Genomic DNA, 14,002 nt, shown 5'->3' with positions numbered 1-14,002 from the left:
GTTTTTCAGGCTGCCATCGGGTAAATTCATCCTGAAGTGGACGGCCGGTTTTGGTATGGTGCAGCTCGTTTTTTAACGGACTGAAGTTTGGCCACGGATCGGCACTCATTTATGCCAAAGAGTTGCTGTAGAAATGCCTGAACCAATCCCGATCAAGGATCATGAAAAAGAAACGCGCCTGGTCAATAAACGATTGATTGCCTGTGCTCTGTTCGTCTTCGCCATCAGCTGTGCTCTGGTGGTGCGCCTGTACATCCTTCAGGTCGTAGAGTTCGACTACCACTCGACCATCTCCGAAAACAACCGTGTCCATGTCCTGCCGATCCCGCCAACGCGCGGATTGATCTATGACCGCAACGGTGTGTTGCTCGCCGACAATCGCCCCAGCTACAACCTGACCATCACCCGTGAGCGCGCAACTGACGTCAATCAGGAGCTGGACGAAGTCATCAACTTGCTGCACCTGCCTGCCGAAGACCGCACGGTATTCGACAAGGCGATGAAGCAATCCCGGCATCCGTTCACACCGGTCACCTTATTTTATGAGCTGACGGAAGAGCAGATTGCCGTCCTGGCGGTTAACGAATTTCGCTTACCGGGACTTGATGTCGAACCGCAGTTTGTCCGGCACTATCCCCTCGGCGCACATTTCGCCCATTCGATCGGTTATGTCGGTCGGATCAATGAAAAAGAATCAAAAACTCTCGACTCCGTTGAATACCGTGGTACGCAGTCCATCGGTAAAACTGGTATCGAGCGCTTCTATGAAGCGCAGCTGCATGGCCATGTTGGTTACGAGGAGGTCGAAACCAATGCTCAAGGCCGAGTGCTGCGGGTGCTCAAGCACACCGATCCGGTGCCCGGCAAAAACATCGTTCTGAGCCTCGACGTGAAATTGCAGGAAGCCGCCGAAGCCGCGTTGGGTGATCGCCGTGGATCCGTGGTTGCTCTTGATCCATCCACCGGAGAAGTGCTGGCCATGGTCAGCAATCCCAGCTTCGATCCGAATCTGTTCGTCACGGGTATCAGCTCAAAGGAATACTCGGCGCTGCGGGATTCCATTGACCGGCCGCTGTTCAACCGAGTATTGCGCGGCCTGTACGCCCCAGGCTCGACGATCAAACCAGAAGTCGCTATCGCAGGCCTGGACGCCGGCGTCGTGACCCCACAAACCCGCGTCTTCGATCCCGGCTACTACCAACTGCCGGACTTCGACCACAAGTACCGCAACTGGAACCACAGCGGTGACGGCTGGGTGGACATGGACGCGGCGATCATGCGCTCCAACGACACTTACTTCTACGACTTGGCGCACAAGCTCGGCATCGATCGTCTGCATGATTACATGGCGATGTTTGGCCTCGGTGAAAAAGTCTCGCTGGACATGTTTGAAGAGTCTCCCGGTCTGATGCCGTCGCAAGCCTGGAAACGCGCAACGCGGCGACAGGCCTGGTATCCCGGTGAAACCGTTATTCTTGGCATCGGCCAAGGCTACATGCAGGTCACGCCGCTGCAATTGGCCCAAGCTACTGCACTGATTGCCAACAAAGGAATATGGAACCGGCCGCACCTGGCCAAATCGGTCGACGGCGTAGCGCCGGTCGACGAGCACCCGATGCCGAACATCCTGCTCAAGGACCCGCGCGATTGGGAGCAGGTCAACCACGGTATGCAGATGGTCATGCACGATGCTCGAGGCATTGCCCGTGCGGCCGCTGCGGGGGCGCAATACCGCATCGCCGGCAAGAGTGGTACGGCGCAAGTGGTGGCGATCAAGCAGGGGGAACGCTACAACCGCGAAAAAACCCTCGAGCGTCACCGTGACAACGCTTTGTTTGTTGGATTCGCACCGGCAGAGCATCCAAAGATCGCCATCTCGGTAATGATCGAGAATGGCGAGGCAGGGGGCCGAGTGGCAGGGCCAGTGGTCCGGCAGATCATGGATGCCTGGTTACTCGATCAGGATGGCCACCTGAAGCCCCAATATGCTGCGCCGAGTAAAGCACCGGGTGATCCGCACGTCTGACGCATGGTGGCTCCGCAGCGCAGGCTCACGCTAGCTGAGCCTGCGCTTACGCCCCAGGAACCGGGCAACTCATGTCACCTTCCTCACATTTTAAATATTGCTTGAGCGCCTCGACACGCGTCTTGGTCATGCTGGTCAGGCAATCGCTGTAAATCAATGGATAAACACTCCCGCCCGCCACTCCTGATGCCGAAAATTTACATTCCGAGTCCCGAAATCCAATCCATGCCCGCTGTGCGCCCACCAACAGCTTCTTGCCGTCTGGATTGTCTTTCAAGCGTCCGGTGATCTGCTGGTAAACCGCGTTCAATTCCTTGTCTGCCGCTTTGAACGCTTGCCCCGCGCATTGATTCATCGTCGCCTGATCGCTGGCGTTGGCACAATCATCGGCGGCATGGGCGAAAGGGAAAAACAAAAAGGGCGCGAAGGCCAGAAGCAGAGGCTTTGACATGAGGTTCTCGCTGTATCAAGGGAAAAGAGCAAATTAGTGTAGCGATGATCAGGTACGTGACCTGGAAGCTTCCAGCAAGCGATCCGCCATGGCTGCGATTTCCTCGCCTTCATGCAGCTGCTCCAGCCAGTGCTCAGGAATCGCGCGAACGCCATAGTAAGCGCCGGCCAACTGACCCACGATAGCCGCTGTAGTATCCGCATCATCTCCGAGATTGGCTGCTTTCAATACCGCGTCAGCGTAGGTCTGCGTTCGATGGAAACACCACAAGGCAGCTTCCAGTGATTGCACGCTATAGCCGCTGCCTTTGATTTCGTTTTCCGTTTTATCGAGGTAATCGCCCTGCGCGATAGCAACCACCTTTGGCTGGGAAAGCTCTAACAATGGCGACCGGCGAAGCTGTGTTTTCTCCGCACCCTCAAGCGCTCTAGTGATCAGATCAGCCAGCAATTGGCAGCACTCGATTGCCTCCGGCGCGGCATGTGTTGTGCGCGAGCAATCGGCAGCGGAGGTCTGGATCTGTCGGAAATCAGGAAAATAGAACAGCACGACGGGCGCCAATCGCATCAGCGATCCGTTGCCGGCAGTTAACGGGTCAGTCGAGCCTGCGAAAGGCTCCCCGGTTCGCTGATACTGTTCCAGCGCTTGGCTGACGGTCATGCCGATGTCGAAACATTCACCGGTGGAACTCAGGTATCCCCATTTCCACCAATTGAGGTAGCGGCCCATTTGATCGGCCGCGTCAAAACCGTTTTTGCGCAGCAGGCTCTCGGCTAGACAAAGTGCCATTGAAGTGTCATCGGTCCACTGCCCTGGCTTAAGCTGGAACGGGCCGCCGCCGACCATGTCGCTCAGCGGCTGGAATGATCCTCGCGGCTGGAACTCAACTGTTGTGCCGACCGCATCGCCGCAAGCCAGGCCGAGGAGGGCGCCGCGGTATCGATCGGCAAGTGAGGGCTGCATGATTCGTCCTTGTTTCTGCGGATTCGCTGGAAAGATAACAGGTCAGCTGGCGCCGATCACAGAGCGGAAACTGCCGCAGGATGTGTCCGCTCGAATCAATGTCTGCAGCGCTGGATACAACTTCGCATTGGACATGTGGTCATACAAGCCTAGTGTTCAGAACAGGAGGTGACGTATGAAACCAGTACCTAACAGTTTCGAACGCAAGATCACGCTCAAGGCGTCGCGTTCCCACGTCTGGCGCGCATTGGTCGATGCGGAGGCGTTTGGCCAGTGGTTTGGCGTGGCGCTCGAGGGCCGGCGTTTCATTGCCGGCGAGTGGACGCAGGGCCAGGTCACTTACCCCGGTTATGAACACGTATTGTGGAATGTGCTGATCGAGCGGGTCGAGCCGCAGCAGTTGTTTTCTTTTCGCTGGCACCCGTATGCGGTCAACCCGAAGATCGACTATTCACAAGAGCCGACCACACTGGTCAAGTTCGAATTGCAGGACTTCGAAGACGGCACTCTACTCAAGGTCTCGGAATCCGGCTTCGCGCACATCCCTGATATCCGTCAGAAAGAGGCGTATTACATGGACAGTCGCGGCTGGGAGGAGCAGCTGAGCAGGCTTGAACAGTTTCTCGCCGAAAGCGCCAAGGCCCGTGAAAGCGGAAGTGCCTGACCCATCTAAGGGTTTTCGGAAGTGTTTGTATGGCGAATGTCTTACACGAGTTGGTAGCTTTTACGACTATTGCTGATTGGATCCACTGGGTAATCTACACACATCAACTGGGACACAGGGAGTGTTTCAGGATCATGGACGATCGACCATTGCAGGGATCGCTGCCGACAGGGAGTCGATAATGGTCTTGGGAAAAACCCGCTTCGGCGGGTTTTTTTCGCCTGTAGGTAGGGGCTGCCGAAGGCTGCGATCTTTTGATCTTGCTCTTATAAACCCAAGTCAAAGAGATCGCAGCCTGCGCGAGTGTCACCCCGTTACGAAGCAATCAACTGCCGCAACACATAATGCAGGATCCCGCCGGATTTGAAGTACTCGACCTCATTCAGCGTATCAATGCGGCACAGAACTTCGATCTTTTCCTGACGCCCATCCTCGTGAGTAATCACCAACGGCAGGTTCATTCGCGGCGTCAGCTCAACGCCGGTCAATCCCAAAATCTCGAACGTCTCTTTGCCGGTCAGGTTGAGACTCTTGCGATTCTGATCAAGCTTGAACTGCAACGGCAGGACGCCCATCCCGACCAGATTGGAGCGGTGAATACGCTCGAAGCTTTCTGCGATCACCGCTTTGACGCCGAGCAGATTGGTACCCTTGGCCGCCCAGTCACGGCTTGATCCGGTGCCATATTCCTGGCCGGCAATCACCACCAGAGGCGTGCCCGACGCTTGATATTTCATGGCTGCATCGTAAATCGCCATTTTTTCCCCGGTGGGGATGTAAATTGTGTTGCCACCTTCCTCGCCCCCGAGCATTTCATTGCGAATTCGGATGTTGGCAAACGTTCCGCGCATCATCACTTCATGGTTGCCACGACGTGAACCGTAGGAGTTGAAGTCGCGCGGCTCGACACCTTTCTCCTGCAGATAACGCCCAGCGGGGCTGTCGACCTTGATATTGCCGGCGGGGGAGATGTGGTCTGTGGTTACCGAATCACCGAGCAAAGCCAATACCCGTGCGCCTTTGACGTCGTTCACCTCCGGCAGAGGACCGGAGATATTGTGGAAGAAAGGTGGATGCTGGATGTAGGTCGAATCGTCCTGCCACACGTAAGTCGCCGCTTGCGGCACCTCGATGGCTTGCCATTGCTCGTCGCCGGCAAACACTTCGGCGTATTCCTTGTGGAACATTGCTGTGTTGACCTGATTAACCGCTTCGGCGATCTCCCGGCTGCTCGGCCAGATATCGCGCAGATACACCGGATTGCCCTGTTGATCCTCGCCCAGCGGTTCGCTGCTGATATCGGTACGCACACTGCCGGCCAATGCGTAAGCGACAACCAGCGGTGGCGAGGCCAACCAGTTGGTTTTCACCAGCGGGTGCACGCGACCTTCGAAGTTGCGGTTGCCGGACAGTACCGATGCGACGGTCAGATCGGCTTTCTGAATGGCTTTCTCGATCGGCTCCGGCAGTGGCCCGGAGTTGCCGATGCAGGTGGTGCAGCCATAGCCGACCAGCGAAAAACCGAGTTGATCGAGGTACTGCGTCAGTCCGGCAGCCTTGTAGTAGTCGGTGACGACTTTCGAACCCGGCGCCAATGAACTCTTCACCCAAGGCTTGCGCGTCAGACCTTTCTCCACGGCTTTCTTCGCCAGCAACCCGGCCGCCATCATCACGCTCGGGTTGGAAGTGTTGGTGCAGGAAGTGATCGCGGCGATGACCACAGCACCGTTTTTCAGGCGATAGGTCTTGCCCTCGTATTCGTAGTCCGCTTCGCCGACCAGATCGGCGTTGCCCACGGCGACGCCGCCACCGCCCTCGCTTTCCAGGCGTCCTTCTTCCTTGCTGGTGGGTTTGAATTGCAGGTCGATGAAATCACTGAAGGCTTGCGCGACGTTCGGCAGCGAGACGCGATCCTGCGGACGTTTCGGCCCGGCCAGACTGGCTTCGACGCTGCCCATGTCCAGCGCCAGGCTGTCGGTGAACACTGGCTCCTGACCCGGCAGACGCCACAGGCCTTGAGCCTTGGTGTACGCCTCGACCAATTTCACTACTTCCGGCGGCCGGCCAGACAAGCGGAGGTATTCCAGCGTGACATCATCGACCGGGAAGAAACCGCATGTCGCTCCGTACTCTGGAGCCATGTTGGCGATGGTCGCGCGGTCGGCCAATGGCAGGTCGGCGAGACCGTCGCCATAGAATTCGACGAATTTGCCGACCACGCCTTTCTTGCGCAGCATCTGCGTCACGGTCAGCACCAGATCGGTAGCGGTGATGCCTTCCTTGAGCTTGCCAGTGAGTTTGAAGCCGATCACTTCGGGAATCAGCATCGACACCGGTTGCCCGAGCATCGCCGCTTCCGCTTCGATCCCGCCAACGCCCCAGCCGAGCACGCCGAGACCGTTGATCATGGTGGTGTGGGAGTCGGTGCCGACCAGCGTGTCGGGGAATGCGTAGGTGCGGCCATCCTCGTCTTTGGTCCACACGGTGCGGCCGAGGTATTCGAGATTGACCTGGTGGCAGATGCCGGTGCCCGGCGGTACCACGCTGAAGTTATCGAACGCACTCTGGCCCCAGCGCAGGAAGGCATAGCGCTCGCCGTTGCGTTGCATTTCGATGTCGACGTTCTGTTCAAACGCACTGGCGCTGCCAAACCTGTCGACCATTACCGAGTGGTCGATCACCAGATCCACCGGCGACAACGGGTTGATCCGCTGCGGATCGCCGCCGGCCTTGGCCATTGCCGCACGCATGGCGGCGAGATCGACCACGGCGGGAACGCCGGTAAAATCCTGCATCAACACACGGGCAGGGCGGTACTGGATTTCTCGATCGGAGCGGCGCTCCTTGAGCCAGGCGGCGATGGCTTTGAGGTCGGCGCCGGTGACGGTTTTTTCGTCTTCCCAGCGCAGCAGGTTTTCCAACAGCACCTTCAACGACATCGGCAGCTTGTCGAGGTCGCCCAGGCTCTTGGCGGCTTCCGGCAGGCTGAAATAGTGGTAGGTCGTGGCGTCGATTTGTAGGGTTTTCAGTGATTTCAGACTATCGAGGGACGGCATTACGATCACTCCTTTGAGTCCGCACGGCTACGGACTGAGGGGACGGGCAGAGCATTAAACCTAGCCCTGTTTTGAGTAGCTGGCTAATAACTGGACTCTATGGACGGAACCAAGGTTCCGACTTCGGCTATCATGCGCCGGTTTTCGTGACAGGCATTGCGGCAACGCAAGGCTTGAGCATCGCGCAGCGGTCGAATGATCGACCGCTGCCCAGGAGTAAGAATGAACACCCTATTCATGCATTGCCGGCCCGGCTTCGAAGGCGAAGTCTGTTCGGAGATTTCCGACCTTGCCGCCCGTCTCAATGTCGCCGGTTACGCCAAAGCCAAAACGGCTGCGGCCTGCGCCGAGTTTGTCTGCACCGAAGCAGACGGTGCCGAACGCCTGATGCGCGGGCAGCGTTTCGCCGAACTGATCTTCCCGCGGCAGTGGGCGCGCGGCTTTTTCATCGATCTGCCGGAAAACGACCGGATCAGCGTGATTCTCGCGCACATGGCCGATTTCCCGGTGTGCGGCAGTCTGTGGCTGGAAGTGGTCGATACCAATGACGGCAAGGAGCTGTCGAACTTCTGCAAGAAGTTCGAAGGCCCGCTGCGCAAGGCACTGATCGCCGCTGGCAAACTGGTGGAGGACGCCAGCAAGCCGCGTTTGTTGCTGACTTTCAAAAGCGGCCGCGAAGTTTTTCTCGGCCTGGCCGATGCCGGCAATTCGGCGATGTGGCCGATGGGCATTCCACGCCTGAAATTTCCCCGCGAAGCGCCAAGCCGTTCGACCCTGAAGCTGGAAGAGGCGTGGCACCACTTCATTCCGCGTGATCAGTGGGAAGATCGCCTGCACAGCGATATGACCGGTGTCGACCTCGGCGCCGCGCCGGGGGGCTGGACTTGGCAACTGGTCAACCGTGGCATGCTGGTGACGGCAATCGACAACGGCCCGATGGCTGAAAGCCTGATGGAAACCGGGCTGGTCCAGCATCTGATGGCGGACGGATTTACCTTCAAGCCCAAGCAGCCGGTGGACTGGATGGTTTGCGACATCGTCGAGAAACCGGCGCGCAACGCCGCGATGCTGGAAGAGTGGATTGGCGAGGGACATTGCCGCGAGGCGGTGGTCAACCTGAAGTTGCCGATGAAGCAGCGTTATGCCGAAGTGAAGCGGCTGCTCGAGCGCATTGCCGATGGATTCAAGGCACGGGGGATCAAGGTTGATATCGGCTGCAAGCAGCTGTATCACGATCGTGAGGAGGTGACTTGCCATCTGCGCCGGCACGACAGCAAAAAGCCCAAGTCCCGCTGAAGCAGAGCGAACTCTTGTGGGAGCGAGCCTGCTCGCGAAAGCGTCTTGTCAGCCGACATCAATGTTGGATGAAGCACCGCATTCGCGAGCAGGCTCGCTGCCACATGGGTTGGACGATATCCCAAGCAATGCGCGACAATGCCGGCCAGTTTCTGGAGTAAGCCATGAGTGAAATGATCAACACCCCGGTCGACGGCACCCTCGACGCCACCGGTCTCAATTGCCCGGAGCCGGTGATGATGTTGCACCAGCACATCCGCGATCTGGCGCCCGGCGGCCTGCTCAAGGTGATCGCCACGGATCCCTCGACCAAGCGCGATATCCCCAAGTTCTGCGTGTTTCTTGACCATGAACTGGTCAGCCAGCATGAAGAGGCCGGTACCTATCTTTACTGGATTCGCAAGAAGTCCTGAATCTGGGCAAAAAAGACCTGCAAATGCAGGTTTTTTTATGGGTGATCAACCCGCCGAACGACTGATCCGGATTCGCTTGCGCGCACTGCGTGTCAGCCGGATTGACAGCATCAGCGCCGCGCAGCTCAAACCGACAATCAGACCCTGCCACAACCCGCTCGGGCCCCGTGGCTCGCCGAGCCAATCGGTCAGGCCCAGCGCGTAACCGACCGGCAAACCAATGCCCCAGTAGGCGAACAGAGTCAGGATCATCGTCACCCGCGTGTCCTGATAACCACGCAGCGCGCCGGCTGCAGTCACCTGAATCGCATCGGAAAACTGGAACAGCGCCGAATAGACGATCAGCATGGCCGCAATGTGAATCACCGTCGGATCAGCGGTATAGATCGCCGCAATCGGCTCGCGCAGAGCCAGCATCAGGCTCGCCGACAGGCAGGCGTAGGCCAGTGCGGTGCCCATGCCGACACCTGCAGCGAAACGCGCCTCACGGGGTTTCTCGCGGCCCAGCGCCTGGCCGACGCGCACGGTGACCGCCATGCCCAGCGAATAGGGAATCATGAACACCAGCGAGCTGACGTTCAGCGCGATCTGATGCCCGGCCACCACCGTCGCCCCGAGGCTGCCGATCAGCAGTGCAATCACGGCGAAAATGCTCGACTCGGCAAACACCGCGATGCCGATCGGTAAACCAATCGACAGCAGACGCTTGATCACCGCCCACTGCGGCCAGTCGAAGCGGCTGAACAGTTCGCTTGAGCGATAGGCTGGCGCCCAGCGTTCGTAACCGGCCAGGCCCAGCGCCATCACCCACATCACGATCGCCGTGGCCCAGCCGCAGCCGACGCCGCCCATGGCGGGCACGCCGAAGTGGCCATAGATGAAGATGTAGTTCAGGGGAATGTTCAGCGCCAGACCGCACAGGCCCAGCACCATGGCCGGGCGGGTGCGGCCGATGCCGTCGCTGGTGCAGCGCAGCACGTGATAAAAGGCCACCGCCGGCAAGCCGCTGGCGATGCCGTGCAGGTATTGCATGCACGGGCCGATCAATTCGGGATCGACCTTCATCAGGTGCAGCACCGGCTCGGCGGCGACCAGCATCGAGGTAGCGATCAAGCCGACGACCAATGCCAGCCACAGCGCCTGCCGCACGATCGGGCCGATTTCGCTGTGCTTGCCAGCGCCGAAACGTTGAGCGACTTTTGGCGTGGTGGCCAATAGTGTGCCGGTCATCAATAGAAACACCGGGACCCAGATCGAGTTGCCCAGTGCCACTGCCGCCAGATCCTTGGGCCCGACGCGCCCGGCCATCACCGCATCGACGAAGCCCATGGCGGTGGTCGCCAGTTGCGCGATGATGATCGGCAACGCCAGGGCGAGCAGATTTTTCAGCTCCAGACGAATCCGCGCTGGGCGGGTCAGGGAGACGGCGACAGGTTGGTCAGTTACAGGGTTCACAGGCAAAGCGTCCGGATAGTGTTGATACGCAAAGCGACGCATTCTACGCCGCTGACGCCTCGGTCAGGAAAAATCCTCTGTTGCGTATTTGTAAGCGCAAACCCTGCTGGCCGATCGACGCGTCTGCACCTAAACTGCCGATCCGCCCAAGGAGCCCGCCATGCTGATTGTTGCCGACGAAAATATCCCGCTGCTCGATGCTTTTTTTGCCGGTTTCGGCGACATCCGCCGAGTCCCGGGTCGCTCCATCGACCGCACGACGGTCGAGCAGGCCGATGTGTTGCTGGTGCGCTCGGTGACCAACGTCAATCGTGCGCTGCTCGAGGGCAGCAAGGTGCGCTTTGTCGGCACCTGCACCATTGGCACCGATCATCTGGATCTGGATTACTTCAACGAGGCCGGGATCTGCTGGTCGAGCGCGCCGGGGTGCAATGCCCGGGGCGTGGTCGATTACGTACTGGGCAGTCTGATGACACTGGCCGAAATCGAAGGGGCTGATCTGAGTCAGCGCACTTACGGCGTTGTCGGCGCCGGTGAAGTGGGGAGGCGCTTGATCAAGGTCCTGAAGGGCTTGGGCTGGAACGTCAGGGTTTGCGATCCGCCGCGTCAGGCTGCCGAGGGCGGCGATTATGTCAGTCTCGAGCAGATCATCGAGCAGTGCGACGTGATCAGTCTGCATACGCCATTGACCCGCAGCGGCGACTCTGCAACCTGGCACCTGTTCGATCAACAGCGTCTGCAGCAACTCAAGCAGGGTGCATGGCTGATCAATGCGGCGCGCGGCCCTGTGGTGGATAACGTTGCGCTGCGTGAGGTGCTGCTGGAGCGCGAGGACCTGCAAGCGGTGCTCGACGTCTGGGAAAAAGAGCCGGAAGTTGACCCTGCGCTGGCGGAGCTCTGCGTATTGGCCACGCCACACATCGCCGGTTACAGCCTCGATGGCAAGCAACGCGGCACCGCGCAAATCTATCAGGCCTACTGCGCTTTCAGCGGTCAACCTGCGGCGATTCAGCTCAGCGATCTGCTGCCAGCAACCTGGTTGTCGGAAGTTTCCTTGCACGGTGACAGCGATCCTGCGTGGGCGCTGGCGATGTTGTGCCGGGGCGTGTACGACCCGCGCCGCGATGATGCGGATTTTCGCCGCAGCCTGGTGGGAAATGTCGCTGAACAGCGTGCGGCGTTTGACGTGCTGCGCAAGCAGTACCCGGTGCGACGCGAGATCGAAGGCCTGAAGGTGCGGATTGAAGGTGATGCGCCGGTGTTGCGGCAGATGGTTGAGGCGCTGGGGGCAACCCGTGTCCTGTAGGAGCTGTCGAGTGAAACGAGGCTGCGATCTCTTGATCTTGCTTTTTGAAGATCAAAAGATCGCAGCCTTCGGCAGCTCCGACACGATACACAGCTAAATTACAGATACAAAAAACCCGGCCACTCAGGACCGGGTCAGGAAGACGGTGGCTATATCACTCTTGTTCGGCAGGCTTGACCAATCGCTTTTCCAGTTCGCGGCAGGCGTTCTGGATCATGTCTTCAGTGATCGGTACCTCGCGGCCCTGCTCATCGATAATCGAGCAACCCAGAGACTGGTCGGGTTGGGTGCGGATCACTTCAATCTTGTCTTCGCTGCTGTGTTGCAAGGACATGGCCTGTCTCCTCATCAGGTTGTGTGCCTAAGGTAAAACCGCCACGTGACCAGGCTGTGACAACTCCCTGCGGTCTGTCGGCGGGCGGCATCTCTACTCAAACAGAAATGACGATTCGTCTCAACCGCAACCTTAGACCAATCGTTTCTAGCATCCGGACATCCCGGGCATATTTAACCTGACTCATTGTGATTTACAGAGTTCCACCCCATCTGAGTCTGTAGGCTGGCCCGATTCATCTGCGCAGACGTGAATTCCATGATCTCCATGCTTTCTTCCCGACACCGGCGCGCCCTGCGCCTGACCAGTCATTTTCTCCTGCCGTACCGCTGGCATGCTTTCGGCGCGCTGCTCGCGTTGATCGTCACAGCGGGCATTACGTTGTCGATGGGGCAGGGCATCAAGTTGCTGGTCGATCAGGGTTTCATGACCCGCTCGCCACATCTGCTCAATCAGTCCATCGGTATTTTCATGCTGCTGGTGCTCGGGTTGGCGCTGGGCACTTTTGCACGGTTCTATCTTGTTTCATGGATTGGCGAGCGCGTGGTCGCCGACATTCGCCGGCAAGTGTTCAATCACTTGGTGTATCTGCATCCGGGCTTCTATGAGGACAACCGCAGCTCGGAAATCCAGTCGCGCCTGACCGCCGACACCACGCTGCTGCAGTCGGTGATCGGCTCGTCGCTTTCGCTGTTCCTGCGCAATCTGCTGATGGTCATCGGCGGTGTGGTGTTGCTGTTCATCACCAATCCCAAACTCACCAGCATTGTTGTGATTGCGTTACCGCTGGTGATCGCGCCGATCCTGATCTTCGGCCGCCGCGTGCGCAATCTGTCGCGCCAGAGCCAGGACCGCATCGCCGATATCGGCAGCTACGTATCGGAAACCCTTGGTCAGATCAAAACCGTGCAGGCCTACAACCATCAGGTGCAGGACGAGCAGCGTTTCGCCTCGACCGTCGAGCAGGCGTTCGAAACTGCGCGTAAAAGGATCTTCCAGAGGGCGTGGTTGATCACTCTAGTGATCGTGCTCGTGCTGGGCGCGGTGGCGGTGATGTTGTGGGTCGGCGGCATGGATGTAATGGCGGGGCGGATATCGGCTGGGGAGCTGGCGGCATTCGTTTTCTATAGCCTGATTGTCGGCAGCGCGTTCGGCACGCTGAGCGAAGTGATCGGCGAACTGCAACGTGCTGCGGGCGCCGCCGAACGCATTGCAGAATTACTGCGCTCGGAAAATATCATCCAGCCCCCGGCGACCGGGCTGGTGACGTTGCCGGTGCGGGTCAAAGGTGAGCTTGAACTGCGTGACGTGCGCTTTTCCTACCCCTCGCGTCCGGAAAGCTACGCAGTCGATGGCTTGAATCTGGCGGTTAGAGCAGGCGAAACCCTGGCATTGGTGGGGCCGTCAGGCGCGGGCAAATCTACGGTCTACGACCTGTTGCTGCGCTTCTACGATCCGCGTGAGGGGCAGATTCTCCTCGATGGCGTGCCACTGACCAGTCTTGACCCGCTGGACCTGCGCCGCTGTTTCGCGCTGGTCTCGCAAACTCCTGCGTTGTTTTTCGGCAGTGTGGAAGAGAACATTCGCTACGGCTGCCCGACGGCCACGCTTGCGCAGGTCAAGGAAGCTGCGCGCATTGCCCACGCCCACGACTTCATCGAACAAATGCCGGACGGCTATCAGACTCATCTCGGCGACGGCGGCCTAGGATTGTCCGGCGGTCAGCGCCAACGTCTGGCCATCGCCCGCGCCTTGCTGGTGGACGCGCCGATCCTGCTGCTGGACGAAGCCACCAGTGCCCTCGACGCCCAGAGCGAGCATCTGATCCAGCAGGCCCTGCCAACGCTGATGGAAAACCGCACGACACTGGTGATTGCCCACAGGCTGGCCACGGTGAAGAACGCTGATCGAATTGCGGTGATGGATCAAGGCAAGCTGGTAGCGGTGGGGACACATCAGCAATTGATCGCCAGCAATCCGCTGTACGCGCGGCTGGCGGCGTTGCAGTTCAATGATGGTCAGCCTGATTAACCGATCC

Annotated in this window: 11 protein-coding genes; 6 read left to right on the top strand and 5 right to left on the bottom strand. The window is 58.9% G+C overall.

All coding sequences use genetic code 11. The annotated features are described in order from the left end of the window. Positions 1–133: 133 nt before the first annotated feature. Positions 134–2,026: a penicillin-binding protein 2 gene (gene mrdA, locus ACZZZ4_RS26915; protein ID WP_415761928.1), complete on the top strand. Its 1,893-nt coding sequence runs from the start codon at positions 134–136 to the stop codon at positions 2,024–2,026. A gap of 46 nt (positions 2,027–2,072) precedes the next feature. On the opposite strand, the gene ACZZZ4_RS26910 is transcribed toward mrdA, so the two are convergent. Together ACZZZ4_RS26910 and ACZZZ4_RS26905 are read right to left on the bottom strand one after the other, a co-directional pair. Beyond that, complete coding sequence (locus ACZZZ4_RS26910) at positions 2,073–2,477, bottom strand: lysozyme inhibitor LprI family protein (protein WP_129999696.1); 405 nt, start codon at positions 2,475–2,477, stop codon at positions 2,073–2,075. A gap of 48 nt (positions 2,478–2,525) precedes the next feature. Continuing rightward, positions 2,526–3,440 carry an ADP-ribosylglycohydrolase family protein gene (locus ACZZZ4_RS26905; protein WP_129999695.1) on the bottom strand — a complete coding sequence of 305 codons (915 nt, stop codon included), beginning with the start codon at positions 3,438–3,440 and terminating at the stop codon, positions 2,526–2,528. 175 nt (positions 3,441–3,615) lie between these two features. Here ACZZZ4_RS26905 and ACZZZ4_RS26900 point away from each other — a divergent pair, with 175 nt between their 5' ends. Beyond that, on the top strand, positions 3,616–4,104 hold the full coding sequence (locus tag ACZZZ4_RS26900) for an SRPBCC family protein (RefSeq protein WP_253503866.1): 489 nt from the start codon (positions 3,616–3,618) through the stop codon (positions 4,102–4,104). A 314-nt stretch (positions 4,105–4,418) separates the two neighbouring features. Here the strand turns inward: ACZZZ4_RS26900 and acnA are convergent, their stop codons facing one another. After that, the gene (gene acnA, locus ACZZZ4_RS26895) at positions 4,419–7,160 is read right to left on the bottom strand and encodes an aconitate hydratase AcnA (RefSeq protein ID WP_463549233.1); all 2,742 of its coding nucleotides are present in this window, start codon (positions 7,158–7,160) and stop codon (positions 4,419–4,421) included. Between the two features lie 222 nt (positions 7,161–7,382). Between acnA and rlmM the strand changes: the two genes are divergently transcribed. Both rlmM and tusA read left to right on the top strand, forming a co-directional pair. Then, a complete protein-coding gene (rlmM, locus tag ACZZZ4_RS26890; RefSeq protein WP_129999692.1) occupies positions 7,383–8,456 on the top strand; it encodes a 23S rRNA (cytidine(2498)-2'-O)-methyltransferase RlmM in 1,074 nt (357 codons plus the stop codon). Between the two features lie 164 nt (positions 8,457–8,620). Further along, positions 8,621–8,869 carry a sulfurtransferase TusA gene (gene tusA / locus ACZZZ4_RS26885; protein ID WP_415761933.1) on the top strand — a complete coding sequence of 83 codons (249 nt, stop codon included), beginning with the start codon at positions 8,621–8,623 and terminating at the stop codon, positions 8,867–8,869. 45 nt (positions 8,870–8,914) lie between these two features. Here the strand turns inward: tusA and ACZZZ4_RS26880 are convergent, their stop codons facing one another. After that, positions 8,915–10,324 carry an MATE family efflux transporter gene (locus tag ACZZZ4_RS26880; protein WP_463549232.1) on the bottom strand — a complete coding sequence of 470 codons (1,410 nt, stop codon included), beginning with the start codon at positions 10,322–10,324 and terminating at the stop codon, positions 8,915–8,917. A gap of 160 nt (positions 10,325–10,484) precedes the next feature. Here ACZZZ4_RS26880 and pdxB point away from each other — a divergent pair, with 160 nt between their 5' ends. Then, positions 10,485–11,630, top strand: a complete 1,146-nt coding sequence (pdxB, locus tag ACZZZ4_RS26875; protein WP_463549231.1) for a 4-phosphoerythronate dehydrogenase PdxB — start codon at positions 10,485–10,487, stop codon at positions 11,628–11,630. A gap of 154 nt (positions 11,631–11,784) precedes the next feature. Here the strand turns inward: pdxB and ACZZZ4_RS26870 are convergent, their stop codons facing one another. Next, positions 11,785–11,964, bottom strand: coding sequence for a PA1571 family protein (locus ACZZZ4_RS26870; RefSeq protein WP_129999689.1), 180 nt, complete (start codon positions 11,962–11,964; stop codon positions 11,785–11,787). Between the two features lie 258 nt (positions 11,965–12,222). Between ACZZZ4_RS26870 and ACZZZ4_RS26865 the strand changes: the two genes are divergently transcribed. Continuing rightward, positions 12,223–13,995: an ABC transporter transmembrane domain-containing protein gene (locus tag ACZZZ4_RS26865; protein ID WP_463549230.1), complete on the top strand. Its 1,773-nt coding sequence runs from the start codon at positions 12,223–12,225 to the stop codon at positions 13,993–13,995. The last annotated feature ends 7 nt before the right edge of the window (positions 13,996–14,002 follow it).

Source organism: Pseudomonas sp. AC252 (assembly GCF_979258105.1).
This window is presented reverse-complemented; position numbering and strand designations above follow the sequence as displayed.